The 16266-nt window shown below is 71.3% G+C and carries 12 protein-coding genes; 7 read left to right on the plus strand and 5 right to left on the minus strand.

Features of this window, described 5'->3' with window-relative positions; all coding sequences use genetic code 11:
- Positions 1-77: 77 nt before the first annotated feature.
- Entirely contained in the window at positions 78-1448 is a 1371-nt protein-coding gene (locus tag ACWGPF_RS00255) for an FAD-dependent oxidoreductase (RefSeq protein WP_452330901.1), read from the plus strand.
- Between the two features lie 45 nt (positions 1449-1493).
- Here the strand turns inward: ACWGPF_RS00255 and ACWGPF_RS00260 are convergent, their stop codons facing one another.
- Both ACWGPF_RS00260 and ACWGPF_RS00265 read right to left on the minus strand, forming a co-directional pair.
- Positions 1494-2519, minus strand: coding sequence for a LacI family DNA-binding transcriptional regulator (locus ACWGPF_RS00260; RefSeq protein WP_452330902.1), 1026 nt, complete (start codon positions 2517-2519; stop codon positions 1494-1496).
- Between the two features lie 21 nt (positions 2520-2540).
- Positions 2541-4178 (minus strand): glycoside hydrolase family 13 protein, encoded by a 1638-nt coding sequence (locus ACWGPF_RS00265; RefSeq protein ID WP_452330903.1) that lies wholly within the window; start codon positions 4176-4178, stop codon positions 2541-2543.
- Between the two features lie 177 nt (positions 4179-4355).
- On the opposite strand from ACWGPF_RS00265, the gene ACWGPF_RS00270 reads away from it, so the two are divergent.
- From ACWGPF_RS00270 to ACWGPF_RS00280, 3 genes are all read left to right on the plus strand, one after another.
- The gene (locus ACWGPF_RS00270; RefSeq protein ID WP_452330904.1) at positions 4356-5600 is read left to right on the plus strand and encodes a sugar ABC transporter substrate-binding protein; all 1245 of its coding nucleotides are present in this window, start codon (positions 4356-4358) and stop codon (positions 5598-5600) included.
- Between the two features lie 104 nt (positions 5601-5704).
- A complete protein-coding gene (locus tag ACWGPF_RS00275) occupies positions 5705-7297 on the plus strand; it encodes an ABC transporter permease subunit (protein WP_452330905.1) in 1593 nt (530 codons plus the stop codon).
- Entirely contained in the window at positions 7294-8211 is a 918-nt protein-coding gene (locus tag ACWGPF_RS00280) for a sugar ABC transporter permease (RefSeq protein ID WP_345440080.1), read from the plus strand. Before ACWGPF_RS00275 ends, ACWGPF_RS00280 begins: the two co-directional genes overlap by 4 nt.
- Positions 8212-8620: 409 nt before the next feature.
- Here the strand turns inward: ACWGPF_RS00280 and ACWGPF_RS00285 are convergent, their stop codons facing one another.
- Both ACWGPF_RS00285 and ACWGPF_RS00290 read right to left on the minus strand, forming a co-directional pair.
- On the minus strand, positions 8621-10240 hold the full coding sequence (locus ACWGPF_RS00285) for a DEAD/DEAH box helicase (RefSeq protein WP_452330906.1): 1620 nt from the start codon (positions 10238-10240) through the stop codon (positions 8621-8623).
- 210 nt (positions 10241-10450) lie between these two features.
- A complete protein-coding gene (locus ACWGPF_RS00290; protein WP_452330907.1) occupies positions 10451-10939 on the minus strand; it encodes a YajQ family cyclic di-GMP-binding protein in 489 nt (162 codons plus the stop codon).
- An 81-nt stretch (positions 10940-11020) separates the two neighbouring features.
- On the opposite strand from ACWGPF_RS00290, the gene ACWGPF_RS00295 reads away from it, so the two are divergent.
- Positions 11021-11512, plus strand: coding sequence for an FBP domain-containing protein (locus tag ACWGPF_RS00295; protein WP_452330908.1), 492 nt, complete (start codon positions 11021-11023; stop codon positions 11510-11512).
- A 3-nt stretch (positions 11513-11515) separates the two neighbouring features.
- Here ACWGPF_RS00295 and ACWGPF_RS00300 read toward each other — a convergent pair whose 3' ends face one another.
- Positions 11516-12082 carry a TetR/AcrR family transcriptional regulator gene (locus tag ACWGPF_RS00300; protein WP_452330909.1) on the minus strand — a complete coding sequence of 189 codons (567 nt, stop codon included), beginning with the start codon at positions 12080-12082 and terminating at the stop codon, positions 11516-11518.
- A gap of 94 nt (positions 12083-12176) precedes the next feature.
- Between ACWGPF_RS00300 and ACWGPF_RS00305 the strand changes: the two genes are divergently transcribed.
- Both ACWGPF_RS00305 and ACWGPF_RS00310 read left to right on the plus strand, forming a co-directional pair.
- Complete coding sequence (locus ACWGPF_RS00305; protein ID WP_452330910.1) at positions 12177-13019, plus strand: alpha/beta fold hydrolase; 843 nt, start codon at positions 12177-12179, stop codon at positions 13017-13019.
- Between the two features lie 117 nt (positions 13020-13136).
- The gene (locus tag ACWGPF_RS00310) at positions 13137-16226 is read left to right on the plus strand and encodes a prealbumin-like fold domain-containing protein (RefSeq protein WP_452330911.1); all 3090 of its coding nucleotides are present in this window, start codon (positions 13137-13139) and stop codon (positions 16224-16226) included.
- Positions 16227-16266: the final 40 nt, after the last annotated feature.

The following is a 16266-nucleotide window of genomic DNA, read 5'->3' on the forward strand; positions in this document are numbered from 1 at the left end:
GCACCGCTCCCGCTGACCCCAGCGGGCGCACCGCGGCGGCGCACCGACGACCGGCCGCCGCCGGTAGGGTTGCCGGCATGACGAAGCTGCGTCTCGCCATCGTCGGCGCCGGCCCCGCCGGCATCTACGCCGCCGACATCCTCCTCAAGGTCGAGCGCTCGTTCGAGGTGTCGATCGACCTCTTCGAGCACCTGCCGGCACCCTACGGGCTCGTGCGCTACGGGGTCGCCCCCGACCATCCGCGCATCAAGGGCGTCATCGGGGCCCTGCGCGAGGTGCTCGATCGCGGCGACATCCGGCTGTTCGGGAACGTGCGCTTCGGTGAGCACATCACGCTCGACGACCTCAAACGCCACTACAACGCCGTGATCTTCGCGACGGGCGCGGTGCGCGACGCCGACCTCGACATCCCCGGCATCGAGGCGGCGGGGTCGTTCGGCGCCGCCGACTTCGTGAGCTGGTTCGACGGGCACCCCGACGTGCCCCGCTCGTGGACGCTCGACAGCGCGTCGGTCGGCGTCATCGGCAACGGCAACGTCGCGCTCGACATCGCGCGCATCCTCGCCAAGCACACCGTCGACCTGCTCCCCACCGAGGTGCCCGACAACGTCTACGACGTGCTTGCGTCGTCGCCCGTGACGGACGTGCACGTGTTCGGCCGTCGCGGCCCCGCGCAGGTGAAGTTCACGCCGCTCGAGCTGCGCGAGCTCGGCGAGCTGCGCGACGTCGACATGGTCGTGTACGACGAGGACTTCGACTACGACGAGGCGTCGAGGGCCGCCGTCGCATCGAACAAGCAGGTGAAGGTCATCGACCGCGTGCTGCAGGAGTGGCGCACGCGCCCGGGCGCGAACGGGTCGGGGGGATCGGCGTCGCGTCGACTGCACCTGCACTTCTGGGCGCGCCCCGTCGAGGTGCGCGCCGATGCGGACGGCCGCGTCGCGGCGCTCGTGTACGAGCGCACACGGCCTGACGGCTCGGGCGGCGTCGTGGGCACGGGCGAGCTGCGCGAGGTGCCCATGGGGCAGCTGTACCGTGCCGTCGGCTACTTCGGATCGCCGCTTCCCGGCGTGCCTTTCGACGACCGGCACGGCGTCATCCCCAATCACGAGGGGCAGGTGCTGCGCGCCGACTCGAACGAGCGGATGCCCGGCGTCTACGCGACGGGATGGATCAAGCGCGGACCCGTGGGGCTCATCGGCCACACGAAGTCGGACGCCATGGAGACCATCCAGCACCTCGTCAACGACCAGGGGTCGTGGTGGCAGCCGGAGGACCCGTCGGAGGACGCCATCCCCGCCCTCCTCGCCGCACGTGGAGTCGCGTGGACCGACCTCGAGGGCTGGCACCGGCTCGACGCGCACGAGATCGAGCTCGGCGCGCCGCAGGGGCGCGCCCGCGTCAAGGTCGTGCCGCGCGACGAGATGGTGCGCATCTCGCGCGACTGAGCGTCTCGCGAGGGAGCGGATGGCCGGGCACGGCCATCCGCTCCGTCAGTCGCGCGGGCGCGCCGTCGACGACCGCACGACGAGCGCGAACGGCAGCGGGATGTCGGCGGCGACGGCGTGGTCGAGCTGCGGCTCCAGCTGCTCGAGCAGGATGTCGACGGCGCGCGCGCCCTGCTCGCGGGGGAACTGCGCGACCGTCGTGAGACCGAAGAAGTCGGCCTGGTCGTGGTCGTCGATGCCCGCCACGGAGACGTCGTGCGGCACCGAGAGGCCCAGGTCGCGGGCGGCGAGGATGGCGCCCATCGCCATCTCGTCGGACGCCGCGAAGATCGCCGTCGGGCGCGACCGAGGGTGGGCGCCGAGCAGCTGCTTCGCGGCGTGGTAGCCGCCCTGCACCGTGAAGTCGGCGTTCGCGACGAGGTCGGGATCGAGGGGGATGCCGGCCTCGGCGAGCGCCGCCTCGTACCCCTGCCGGCGCTGGACGGGGAGGTGGAAGTCGGAGTCGAACTCGGGGCGCCCGCCGAGATGCCCGATGCGCGTGTGCCCGAGGCCGATGAGGTGCTCCGTGGCGAGATGGGCGACGGCGACATCGTCGATCGCGAGCGTGCGCACGTCGGGGATGGGCCCGCCCACCCCCACGAGGGGCTTGCCGAGGGCGAGCAGCCGCGACACCTCGTGCGGCGTCAGCTCGAGCGAGACGGCGATCACGGCGTCGACGCGCTGACGGAGGAGGAACTCCTCGAACACGCGGTGGCGCAGCTCGGGGCCGCCCGACACGTTGTAGAGCGTGACGTCGTAGCCCGCGCGCATGAGCGCCTGCTGCGCGCCCTCGAGCACCGACGTGAAGTACCACCGGTCGAGGAACGGCAGGACGACCCCGACGTTGCGGGTGCGGCCGCTCGCGAGGCTCGACGCGTTCGACGAGACGACGTAGCCGAGGTCGTGGGCCGCGCGGAGCACGGCGTCCTTCGCCGCGGCCGACACGTGCCCGCGGCCCGAGAGGGCCCGTGAGACCGTGGCCGTCGAGACGCCCGCACGCTGGGCGACCTCGGCGATGCTCACGGTCTGCACGGGTTCATCGTAGGGCGGCCGTCAGGCGGCGACGAACCAGGCGGCGGTGTCGGCGGGCAGCACGCCGTCGCCGAGCGGACCGCTCGCGAGCAGCACGCGCAGCCCGTCGGGCACGGGCACGTCTCCGGCGCCCGTGTTCGCCACGACCGTGACGGGTCCGTTGCGGAACGCGAGTGCCGCCTCCGGCCATCCCTCGAGCCACTCCAGGTCGCCCGACGGCAGCGCGAGCTCGCGGCGGCGGCGCAGCAGCTCCTTATAGAGCTCGAGCGTGGAGCCGGCGACGCCGTCCTGCCGATCGCGCGCGAGCACATCCCACTCCGCCGGCTGCGGCAGCCACGACGCCCCCGTCGCGCTGAAGCCGAACGCGGGGGCGTCGGCCTCCCACGGGATGGGCACGCGGCAGCCGTCGCGCCCGTAGCGCTCGCCGTTCGTGCGGAACCAGGTCGGATCCTGGCGGGCCTCGTCGGGGAGCTCGATCGCCTCCGGGAGGCCGAGCTCCTCGCCCTGGTAGAGGTAGGCGCTGCCCGGCAGCGCGAGCATGACCGTCGTCGCGGCGCGTGCGCGGCGCAGACCCACGACGGGGTCGGGCTTCCCGGGGGAGAGGGGGCCGATGCCGTGGCCCTGCGGGCTGTCGTCGCCGAGGGCGAGACGCGAGGCATGGCGGATGACGTCGTGGTTCGACAGCACCCACGTCGCGGGTGCGCCGACGGCGGGGAAGACCTCGAGCGACTCGGCGATGACCTCGCGCAGCGGCGCGGCCGCCCAGTCGGTCATCATGTACGGGAAGTTGAAGGCCTGGTGCATCTCGTCGGGGCGCACCCAGAGTGCCGTCTCCTGCGCGGTCGGACGCCACGCCTCGGCGCAGAGCGCCCGGTCGCCGTCGTATCCGGCGAGGAGGTCGTGCCACTCGCGGTAGATCTCGTGCACGCCGGGGCGCCCCCAGTAGGGGACGTCCTCGGAGTCGCCGCCCATCGAATCGGCGTCGGCCGGCGGCACGAAGTCGGGGAGGCCATCCTGCTTCACGAGCCCATGGGCGACGTCGACGCGGAAGCCGTCGACGCCGCGGTCGAGCCAGAACCGCAGGATGTCGAGGAACTCGTCGCGCACCTCGCGCTGCGACCAGTCGAAGTCGGGCTGGCTCGAGTCGAAGAGATGCAGGTACCACTGCCCGGGGGTGCCGTCGGCCTCGACCACGCGCGTCCACGCCGGCCCGCCGAACACCGACTGCCAGTTGTTGGGCGGCTCCGAGCCGTCGGGTCCCTTGCCGTCGCGGAAGAGGTAGCGGGCGCGCTCCGGGCTCCCGGGGGCCGCGGCGAGAGCGGCCTGGAACCACACGTGCTGGTCGGAGGAGTGGTTGGGCACGAGGTCGACGATGACGCGGATGCCGCGCCCGTGCGCCGCCGCGAGCATGTCGTCGAAGTCGGCGAGCGAGCCGAAGAGCGGATCGACGTCGCGGTAGTCGGCGACGTCGTAGCCGGCGTCCTTCTGCGGCGACGTCATGAACGGCGACAGCCAGATGGCGTCGACGCCGAGATCCGAGAGGGCGTCGATGCGGGCGGTCACGCCGCGGAGGTCGCCGACCCCGTCGCCCGACGCGTCCGCGAACGAGCGCGGGTAGATCTGGTAGATCGCGGCGGTGCGCCACCATTCAGCTGTCATGGATCAGAACTCTAGAGGATCTCGACGCATCCTGTAAGCGTTTGCACTTCACCTGCCGTTCAGGATGGTCTCGATTCCGTCACGGCGGTGCTGGTGCGGTTTCCATTCTTAACGCAGAGCGTGTATACCTGTAAGCGCTTGCACAGCGGCGAGCACGACAACCAGGAGGACACACCAATGAAGGTGAACAGCAGGGGACGTCTCGCGGCGCTCGTCGCGGTGTCGGCCGCGACCGCGATCGGTCTCGCAGGATGCGCCGGCGGGACCGCGGCTGAGGATGACACGGCCGACGGCGGCGACACCGCGACCTCGACGCTCACGGTGTGGGTCGACGCCGAGCGCGTCGACGCGCTGCAGGCCGTCGCCGACGCCTACACGGAGAAGACGGGCGTCGAGATCGAGCTCGTGGGCAAGAGCGTCGACGACATCAAGGACGACTTCATCCAGCAGGTGCCGACGGGCGAGGGCCCCGACATCACGATGGGCGCGCACGACTGGCTCGGCGAGCTCGCCACGAACGGCGTCGTCGCCCCGCTGGAGCTCGGCGACTCGGCGGAGGGCTACCTCGACGTCGCCGTCGAGGCCTCGACCTACGAGGGCACCGTGTACATGCTCCCCTACGCGGTGGAGAACATCGCGGTGCTCCGCAACGCCGCGCTCGTCCCGGAAGCGGCGACGAGCTTCGACGACATGATCGCGAAGGGCCAGGCCGCCGGCCTCGACCAGCCGTTCGTCGTCGAGCAGGGTGCGGAGGGCAACCCGTACCACCTCTACCCGTTCCAGACCGCGTTCGGAGCCCCCGTCTTCGGCACGAACGACGCCGGCTACGACCCGACCGACCTGCAGCTCGGCAACGCGGGCGGCGAGGAGTTCGCCGCGTGGCTCTCGGCGCAGGGCAAGAACGGCACGGGCGTGTTCAACACCGACATCGACGGCGAGATCGCCAAGCAGGCGTTCCTCGACGGCACGGCGGCGTTCTGGCTCACGGGTCCGTGGAACGTCGGCACGGCGGTCGACGCCGGCATCGACGTCGCGATCGACCCCGTGCCGAGCCCGACCGACCAGGAGGCCGCGCCGTTCGCCGGTGTGAAGGGCTTCTTCGTGTCGTCGGAGTCGGCCAACCAGGTGGCCGCGAACGACTTCCTGGTGAACTACCTCGGCAGCGAGGAGGCGCAGCTCGCGCTCTTCGAGGCGGGCAACATCCTGCCGGCCCTCTCCGCCGCCGCGGAGACGGCCTCGAGCGACCCCATCATCGCGGGCTTCGCCGCCGTCGGCGAGCAGGCCGTGCCCATGCCGGCCATCCCCGCGATGGGCGCCGTGTGGCAGTACTGGGGCATCGCCGAGGCCGAGATCGTGAACGGCGCCGACCCCGTCGCGACGTGGCAGAAGCTCGCGTCCGACGTGCAGGCCGCGATCGGCTGACAACCCGCCTCGCCAGTGCGGATGTCCGCCTCCCGCGTGCGGGACGGCGACATCCGCACTGGCGAACGCCCTGCATCCGAGCCCCGACACAGCGACAGGAAGCCATGACCGACACCACCACGCCCACGGCGCGTCAGCGCCGCGCGCGATCGATCGCCGACCAGGCGGGAGGCGGGCTGCGCTCCGTCGTCATCAAGATCGCGGCCCTCGCCATCGTCGACGCCATCGCGGTCTACGCCGTGCTCGTGCTGCTCGGGTACGGGCAGTGGCTCGTCATCGGCGCCGTCGTCATCGTGACGGCGATCGTCAACTGGGTGTACTTCTCGCGGCGCGCTCTCGCGTCGAAGTACCTCACGCCCGGCGTCATCTTCCTGTGCCTGTTCCAGGTGTTCGTGCTCGTCTACACGGGCTACGTCGCCTTCACGAACTACGGGACAGGACACAACGGCACCAAGGAGCAGGCCGTGTCGGCGCTCATGGCGTCGGCGCTCGAGCGCGTGCCCGATTCGCCGAGCTATCCCGTGACCGTCGTCGAGCAGGGCGGCACGATCGGCCTGCTCGTGACGACGCCGGACGGAGAGGCGCTCATCGGCACGGCCGACGAGCCGCTCGCGCCCGCCGACGCGTCGTTCGACGGCGGCAAGGCGGTCGAGGTCGACGGATGGACGACCCTCCGGTTCGCCGACGTGCTCGCCCGCACCGACCAGATCACCGAGCTGTCGGTGGCGTTCTCCGACGACCCCAACGACGGGGCCATCCGCACGCCCGACGGCTCGAGCGGCTACCTGTACACGTCGTCGCTCGAGTACGACGAGGCCGCCGGCACGCTCACCGACCTCGACACGGGCACGGTGTACTCGGACCTCGGAACCGGGGCCTTCACGGCGCCCGACGGGGCGGAGATCCTGCCGGGATGGCAGGTCACGGTCGGGTTCGACAACTTCGTGCGCGCCGTCACGGACGCGCGGCTCGCCGGCCCGCTGCTCTACGTCACGCTGTGGACCTTCGCCTTCGCCCTGATCTCGGTGGCGTCGACGTTCTTCCTCGGCCTGTTCCTCGCGATCGCGTTCAACCACGCCCGCATGCGGTTCCGGCGGACCTACCGCGTGCTCATGATCCTCCCGTACGCCGTGCCGTCGTTCCTGTCGGCGCTCGTGTGGGCGGGCATGATGAACCAGAGCTTCGGATTCCTGAACCAGGTGATCTTCGGCGGCGCCGACATCCCGTGGCTCACCGACCCCGTGCTCGCGAAGGTGTCCGTGCTCATCGTGAACCTGTGGCTCGGGTTCCCGTACATGTTCCTCGTCTGCACGGGCGCGCTCCAGGCCATCCCCGACGAGCTGCAGGAAGCGGCGACCGTCGACGGCGCGAGGCCGTGGGCGATCTTCCGCCTCATCAAGCTGCCGCTGCTGCTCGTGAGCGTCGCGCCGCTGCTCATCGCGTCGTTCGCGTTCAACTTCAACAACTTCAACATCGTTTACATGCTCACGAACGGCGGGCCGCGCGACGGGGATGCGCCCATCCCCGTGGGCCATACCGATCTGCTCATCTCGCTCGTCTACAAGGTCGCGTTCACCGGGCAGACCCGCGACTACGGCCTCGCGAGCGCGTACTCGATCATCATCTTCATCGTCGTGGCGGTCATCTCGATCATCGCGTTCCGCCGCACCAAGTCCCTCGAGGAGCTGAACGGATGACCGCCTCGCTCGACACCGTCGCCATCACGGGCGGGCGCCGCGGCCCCGCCCCGCGCCGCCGTTCGGCTGGCCGCTGGTTCGCCGACACCGGATGGCGCCACCTCGTGGGCGTCGTCATGGTCGCGTTCTCGCTGCTGCCGATCGTGTTCGTCATCTCGAGCTCGCTCAACCCGAACGGCACGCTGACCGGATCGAACGCGCTGTTCTCGCAGATCGGCTTCGACAGCTACGCGCGCATCCTGAACGACCCGAAGACGCCGTTCCTCGCGTGGTTCGCGAACACGCTCATCATCGCCGGCATCACGGCGATCGCGACGGTGTTCCTCGGCGGGCTGGCGGCCTACGCGTTCTCGCGCATGCGGTTCGCGGGGCGGCGGTTCGGCCTCATCGGCATCGTCGTCGTGCAGATGTTCCCGCAGCTGCTCGCCGTCGTGGCGATCTTCCTGCTCATGAGCGCGATCGGGGAGTGGTTCCCCGCGCTGGGGCTCAACACCCGCATCGGCCTCATCCTCGTGTACCTCGGCGGCGCGCTGGGCGTGAACACGTACCTCATGTACGGGTTCTTCAACACGATCCCGCAGTCGATCGACGAGGCGGCGAAGATCGATGGCGCGGGTCACGCGCGCGTGTTCTTCACGATCGTGCTGCCGCTCGTCGCGCCCATCCTCGCGGTCGTCGCGCTGCTGTCGTTCATCTCCTCGGTGAACGAATACGTCGTGGCGTCGGTGCTGCTCATCGACACCGACGTGCAGACGCTCGCGGTGGGGCTGACGAAGCTCGTGTCTAACCCCCGCTACGCCGACTGGAGTGCGTTCTCGGCCGGCGCCGTCATCGCGGCGCTGCCCGTCGTCGCACTGTTCCTTTTCCTGCAGAAGTACATCGTCGGCGGTCTCACCGCCGGCGCCGTGAAGTAAGCCGCGCCGGAGGTCGCCGACCCCTCGCCGGGGTTGCAGTTTCCGTCGTTCCGGGGCCGGTTGGGGCCGGGAACTGCGACCTGGGCGAGAGGGGTGACCGCCGGCTGGCCGGTGGCTGGTCGCCGACCCCTCGCCGGGGTTGCAGTTTCCGTCCTTCCGGGGCCGGTTGGGGCCGGGAACTGCGACCTGGGCAGTCGATCGCTGGCGGAGCCGGACACAACGCAGGAGATCCGCGCCGCGAGGGGCGCCCGCGCCGCGTGAAGCCGCGCTGAGCGGCGGACGGGAGCAGCCGATCTCCTGCGTTGTGTCCGCACTGACCACCGACCCCGCCCGCACACCGCGAACCGCCCCGCCTCCAACGCGAAGCGCCCCGGCCATCACTCGGATGGACGGGGCGCTTCGACGCGGATCAGCGCTGGGTCGTCTGGCCGGGAGCCGAGACGCGGCGCGGCTCGCGGCGACGCGGAGCCGCCGCGTCCGTGCGGGGAGCCGGGTCGCCCGTCGACGTCGAGTACACGCGCGGCGCGGACTGGGCGCGACCGCCGTTGCCGCCGCGACCGCCCTGTCCGCCTCGACCGCCGCCGTTGCCGCCGCGCGAACGCCGCGAACCCTGGCCGTCGCGGGCCTGGCCGTCGCGGGCGCCGTCGCGCACCTGGCCATCGCGGGACGCCCCGGAGGCCTGCCCGCCGCGTCCGCCACGACCGCCACGGCTCGACCCTGCGGCCGACCCTGCGGTCGCCGTCGCGGCGCCCTCGCGTGCGGCGCGCTTGCGGCGCGCGTTGGCGCCCTGCGACGTGCCCGCAGCGGCGGGGGCGGGGGCGTTGCCCGAGCCGGGGCCGCCGGGAACGGGGGCGACGCGCTCGGCGACCTCGCCGACGAGTGCCGTGACGGCGGCGCTCGTCGGGGTGACGCGCTGCGGCTGCGCCGCGATGCCGGCCTTGCGCAGCAGCAGCTTCGTGTCCTGCCGCTGCGAGGCGAGCATGACGGTCACGACGTCGCCGGCCGAGCCCGCACGGGCCGTGCGGCCGGAGCGGTGGACGTACGCCTTGTGCTCGGCGGGCGGGTCGACGTGGACGACGAGGTCGACGCCGTCGACGTGCACGCCGCGGGCGGCGACGTCCGTCGCGACGAGCACGCGCACGCGCCCCGACGAGAAGTCGGCGAGGTTGCGGTCGCGGGCGTTCTGCGACAGGTTGCCGTGCAGGTCGACGGCGGGGATGCCGCGCGCCGTCAGCTGCTTGGCGAGCTTCTTCGCCTGGTGCTTCGTACGGGTGAAGAGGATGCGGCGCGCGACGCCGGACGCGAGCGTGCGCACGAGGTCGTTCTTCTCCTCGTCGTCGACCTCGAACACGTGGTGCGTCATGGCCGGGACGGGCGACTCCGCCGGGTCGATGGAGTGGCGCACCGGGTCCTTGAGGAAGCGCGACACGAGCTTGTCGACGCCGTTGTCGAGCGTCGCGGAGAAGAACATCCGCTGGCCGTTCGCCGGGGTCTTCGCAAGGATGCGCGTCACGCCGGGGAGGAAGCCGAGGTCGGCCATGTGGTCGGCCTCGTCGAGCACGGTCACGGCGATGCGGTCGAGGTTCACGACGCCCTGGCTCATGAGGTCCTCGAGGCGGCCGGGGCAGGCCACGACGATGTCGACGCCGCTGCGGAACGCCGTCTCCTGGGGCTTCTGCGAGACACCGCCGAAGACGGTCGTCACCTTGAGGCCGGAGGCCTCGGCGAGGGGGGTCACGACGCGGGCGATCTGCGTCGCGAGCTCGCGCGTGGGGGCGAGCACGAGGGCGGATGGCCGTCCCGCCGTGCGCGTCGGCTTCGCCTGCGCGAGGCGCGCGACGAGCGGGATGGAGAAGGCCAGGGTCTTGCCCGAGCCGGTCTTGCCGCGGCCGAGCACGTCGCGCCCGGCGAGGGTCGACGGCAGCGTCTCGCGCTGGATGGGGAACGGGGTGGGGCGCTCCTCGGCGACGAGGACGTCGACGAGGTGGGCGGGGACGCCGAGATCGGCGAACGTGGGAGCAGAGGTCACGGAGACTTCTTTCGAAGGGGGTCCGCCGTGCAGGATGGCGCGGGTCGCGCAGCGCGGCGGAGGATGGCGAACTCGGCGGGTGCCGGATCCGTTCGCCGCGGCAGGATGTTCGCGATCGGGATGGGAGTCCGCGCGATCAGGACACGACGACGCGCGACACGGGTCGCGCAGACCTCGAGCGTAGCATCCGGGCCTGTGAGGGACTCCGCCTCAGCGGTAGTTGATGAACTGCAGGTCGATGTCGAGGTCGGCGGCCTTGAGCAGGCGGATGACCTCCTGCAGGTCGTCGCGGCTCTTCGACGACACGCGCAGTTCGTCGCCCTGGATCTGCGACTTCACGCCCTTGGGCGCCTCGTCGCGGATGATCTTGCCGATCTTCTTCGCGTTCTCCTGCGTGATCCCCTCCTTGAGCGTGGAGGTGATGCGGTACTCCTTGCCGGAGGCGACGGGCTCGCCCGACTCCAGGCTCTTGAGCGAGATGCCGCGCTTGATGAGCTTGGACTGGAAGACGTCGAGCACGGCGTTCGCGCGGTCCTCGCTGCTCGCCTTGATGAGCACGGCCTCGCCGCTCCACTCGATGGAGGCGCCGGTGCCCTTGAAGTCGTAGCGCTGCTCGACCTCCTTGCGCGCCTGGTTGAGCGCGTTGTCCGCCTCCTGGCGGTCGATCTTGGAGACGATGTCGAAGCTGGAGTCTGCCATGGGAGAAGCCTACCGAGCGGCCCCTGAGGGCGCCGTCGGTTCGTAGAATGTCCCGCGAGCCGGCTGACGGAGGAGGACCGCATGCGACCGCTGACCGAACAGGATGTCCTCGGATCGTTCGTGAACGCGGACGACCGCGAACTCGAGCTCGTCGAGCTCCCGCACGACTTCCCCCTCACGGAGTGGGACCACCTCGACTTCCTCGCCTGGCGCGACCCGCACACGCGCAGCCGCGGCTACATCGTCGCCGAGATCGAGGGCGAGCCCACCGGCATCGTGCTGCGCGCCGCGTCGGGATCGTCGAGTGCGCGACAGAGCATCTGCAACATCTGCCGCACGATGCAGCCGGGCAACCAGGTGACGATGTTCACGGCGCGCAAGGCGGGCCCGGCCGGAGAGAAGGGCGACAGCGTCGGCACCTACATCTGCGCCGACCTGTCGTGCCACGAGAACGTGCGCCTCGCCCTCCCGCTCGCTCCGAGCGAGTACCGCGCGAACGTCGACATGAAGATCGACGGCACCGCGCGGCGATCGCGCGCGTTCGTCGAGCGCGTCATCGAAGACGCCGCCTGACGGCTACGCGGCCCGGCTCATGGCCGCGTCGATCAGCACCTCGGCGGCACCGCGCGCCTGGATGGCCGCCTCCGGGTCGGCCGAGATGGCGGCCGTGCTCTGCGCGCCCTCGGCGAGGATGGCGAGCTGCGCGCCGAGCGACGCGGGGGCGCCGATGCCGGTGACGAGCTCGGCCATGTACGCCTGGAACGAGGCCTTGTGCGCGCGCACGATGCGCGCGACCTCGGGGTTGGTGCCGCCGAGCTCGCCGAAGGCGTTGATGAAGGCGCAGCCGCGGAAGCCGTCGGTGCAGAACCAGTCCTCGAGATAGCCGTAGACGGCGAGCAGCCGCTCGCGCGGCGATCCGGCGAGCGCGACGGCTCCCGTCAGCGCACGCTCCCACTCGTCGTGCTTGCGGGCCAGCACGGCAGCGACGATGTCGCTCTTGGCGGGGAACAGCGCGTAGAGCCGTCGCAGCGACACGCCGGCCGCCGTCCGCAGCTCGTCCATCCCGACGGCCGCGTACCCCTTCTCGTAATAGAGGCCCTCCGCCGCGCGGAGGATGCGCTCCCTGGCCTCGTCCTCGCTCATGCAATCATCCTACTTGACATGAGAACGAGCGTTCTCTATCGTGGTGTCCATCGGCGAGAACGATCGTTCTCACCTCATCGGAAGGGAAGAGATCATGGGCTTCATCACCGTCGGCCAGGAGAACAGCACCGACATCGAGCTGTACTACGAAGACCAGGGTGCGGGCCAGCCGGTCGTGCTCATCCACGGCTATCCGCTCGACGGCCACAGCTGGGAGCGCCAGACGCGTGAGCTGCTCGCGCAGGGCTACCGCGTGATCACCTACGACCGCCGCGGATTCGGGCAGTCGTCCAAGGTCGGCTCAGGCTACGACTACGACACCTTCGCCGCCGACCTGAACACCGTGCTCGAGACCCTCGACCTGCGTGACGTCGTGCTCGTCGGCTTCTCGATGGGCACGGGCGAGCTCGCGCGCTACGTCTCGCGCTACGGCCACGAGCGAGTCGCGAAGCTCGCCTTCCTCGCCTCGCTCGAGCCCTTCCTCGTGCAGCGCGACGACAACCCCGACGGCGTTCCGCAGAGCGTCTTCGACGGCATCGCCGAGGCGGCCAGGGGCGACCGGTTCGCGTGGTTCACGCAGTTCTACAACGACTTCTACAACCTCGACGAGAACCTGGGCTCCCGCATCAGCCAGGAGGCCGTCACGGGCAGCTGGAACGTCGCCGTCGGCAGCGCGCCCGTCGCCGCCTACGCCGTCGTGCCCGCCTGGATCGAGGACTTCCGCGCCGACGTCGAGGCGGTCCGCGCCGCGGGCAAGCCCACGCTCATCCTGCACGGCACGAAGGACAACATCCTCCCGATCGACGCGACCGCGCGACGCTTCCACCAGGCCGTGCCCGAGGCGGAGTACGTCGAGGTCGACGGCGCGCCGCACGGCCTGCTGTGGACGCACGCCGACGAAGTGAACGCCGCCCTGAAGGGCTTCCTCGCGCGCTGAACGCAGGGCAGACGGGCTCCGGCGCGAGGCGCCGGAGCCCGTCTGCCGGTATTCCGTACTTCCATCCAGGCGTTCCACCTGCGTAGTCTGCAAGGGACCATCCTCGGGGGAGATGCCATGACACCTGCGCGATCGGACTCGAACGGCCGACGGAGGTCGCGCAGGTCGCGCATCGCGGCCCTCCTCGTCACGGCACTCGCGGGGATGGGCCTCGTCCCGATCGCGGCGGGCCCCGCGGTCGCGCTCACGGAGCCGACGGCGTCGACCGCCGTCGTGCGCGTGCAGCTGGCCGACGTCCGGCTCGCCGCGGGCCTCGAGCCGGCCGACGTCGACCACCGCTACGCCGAGGGGCAGACGATGCGCCTCGCGGAGGACGCGGAGGGAGCCCAGCCCGTCGCCGCCGACTGGGCGACCTGCACGGTCGGTGCCGACGACGCCGGCCAGTGCGAGTTCGTCATCCCCGACACCCAGCCGGGCGGAGCGAACTCCGGAGCGGACTACTGGGTCGTCTTCGGAGAGCCCGTCGCCGGCAGCCCTGCCGCGGAGAACACGTACGTCGTCGACTCGTTCTACACCTCCAACCGCGCGGGACAGCGCGGGCAGATCCCCTACAGCGTGCAGCTCCCGTCCGAGCAGATCGTCGGCGGCGCGCTCGTGCAGCTACCGGCGGCGGTCGACCCCGCGGGCGACACGGGGCTCACGCAGCGCGACACCTTCGGAACGCTCGGACTCTCGGTCGCGAACCCCGCGCTCACGCAGGAGTGCCGCGCGCTCAACGTGGCCATCGTGTTCGACCTGTCCTCGTCGATCGGCGAGGCGAACCTGCCGCTCGTGAAAGAGGCCGGACGGGTGCTCGTCGACGGGCTCGTGGGCTCCGGCTCGTCGGTGGGGCTGTTCACCTTCTCGCGCTACGCGCCGTCGAGCAACACGTCGCACCATCCGCTCACCCCCGTCGACGGCGGTCGCGACGAGCTCGTCGCGGACATCGACTCGTACGTCACCTCGAGCGGGACGAACTGGGACAGGGGCCTCGCGGCCGTCGCCGAGGACGACGTCGACTACGACATCGCCTTCGTGCTCACCGACGGCCTTCCCGACAAGTCCGGCTTCCCCTACATGCCGGCGTCGTCGACGTTCCCGCAGCGCTTCGCCGAGCTCGACCAGGGGCGCTATTCGGCGAACCAGCTGAAGGCCGAGGGCACCCGCGTCTTCGGGATCGGCATCAACCTCGACGGGGCGACCTCCGTGCCCGCCCAGCCGGAGTCGTCCATCCAGGCCATCAGCGGGCTGAGCGAGTACCCGGAGGTCGCCGCGGAGGAGGCCGACTACGCGAGCGCCGATTGGGACAATCTCGTGTCGCTCACCTCCGAGCTCGTCGACGCCATGATCTGCCGCACCGAGGTGATCGTCCACAAGGAGGAGATCGCCCACACCGGCGAGAGTTCGCCCGGTGAGGGATGGCCGTTCGAGATCGGCGCGTCGGCCGACGGCGCGATCAGCCCCGATCCGACCATCGTCACCGACGAGACCGGGACGGCGACGGCGGAGATCACGACGAACGGACCGTCGCCCATCGACGTCTCGATCTCGGAGGCGCAGCGGGACGGCTGGCAGCTCGACGACGTCTCCTGCACGGTCGACGGCGCGCCGGTCGAGGTGGCCGCGTCCACGGAGGTGGCCGTCGAGGGTGTCGCGCCGGGGTCGACGGTCGAGTGCTTCTTCGTGAACCGCGACGACCCGGTCGACTCGACGATCACGGTCCGCAAGATCGAGGACGCCGCAGGCGGACAGCGGCCGGGGTGGGGATGGCTCTTCGACGCGGGCGTGACGGCCGACTCCCCGACGTTCACCACCGAAGGGCCTCTGGCCACCGATGCGGACGGCGTCGCGACGACGACCGTCACGACGGGGAGCGGCGAGTTCGACGTCTCCCTCGCCGAATGGCCCCGCGAGGGATGGTCGTTCGCGTCGGCGAACTGCACGGTCGACGGCATCCCTGTGGACGTCGTGCAGGACGAGGCGATCGAGGTGACGGGCGTCGCCGCCGGGTCGGCCGTGGACTGCACCTTCGTCAACAGCGAGGATCCGGTCGCGACCACGATCGAGATCGAGAAGATCGAGTCGCTCGCCGGCGTGCGCACGCCCGGGGAGGGATGGGAGTTCACGCTCGGCGCCTCCGCCGACGACGCCGTGTTCTCGCCATCCGGCCCGTTCGCGACGGGGGAGGACGGGACCTTCGCGACGACGGTGACGACGCCGAACGCGCCGTTCGATCTCGACGTGGCGGAGGTGGCCCAGGAGGGCTGGTCGTTCTCCGAGGTGTCGTGCGCGGTCGACGGCCAGCCGGTGGACGTCGCGCAGGGAGACGCGACGACCGTGGTCGACATCGCGCCGGGCTCTGATGTGTCGTGCGTGTTCGTCAACGTCGCCGACCCCGTCGAGTCGACGCTCGCGATCGAGAAGATCGAGGACACGGCCGACGGCGAGCGCCCCGGCGCGGGATGGGTGTTCGACCTCGCCGACAGCGCAGACGACGCGGTGTTCGCGCCGATCTCGCCGCTCACGACGGACGACGACGGCACGGCCTCGACGACGATCACCACGGCCGACGCCCCGTTCGACCTCGAGATCGGCGAGCGGCAGGAAGACGGATGGACGCTGCGGAGCGTCTCGTGCACGGTCGACGGCGACGATGTGGAGACGACGGGGATCGCCCCCGTCGTGCTCGCGGATATCGCTCCCGGCAGCGACATCCGCTGCACCTTCGTGAACGAGGCCGACCCGATCGAGACGCCCGGTCCGACGACCACGCCCGGTCCCACGGTGACGCCCGGTCCCACGGTGACGCCCGAGCCCACGGCGACGCCGGGGCCCACGGTGACGCCCGGGCCCACGGTGACGCCCGGTCCGACGGTCACGCCCGAGCCCACGGTGACGCCGGGCCCGACGCCTGCCCCCACGGTGACGCCTGCCCCGACGGAGACTCCCGGTGTGCCGCCCGTTCCGGGCGAGACGGCGTCCCCCGCTCCCGCGCCGGACGTTCCAGGGGGCTCCGGACCCACCCCCGGCGCGCCGGGTGGTGGGGAGCCAGGACCCCTCGCACCCACGGGAGGTTCGCTGACCGTCGTGCTCCTCCTCGGAGCACTCCTCGCGCTGGCCGGCGGAGGGTTCGTGCTCGCGCGGCTCCGCGGCCGCACCGCGCGCTGACCTCGCCGGGTGGGGATGGCCGACAGCGCCGTCCCCGCCT

The organism is Microbacterium sp. NPDC055683 (assembly GCF_053617895.1).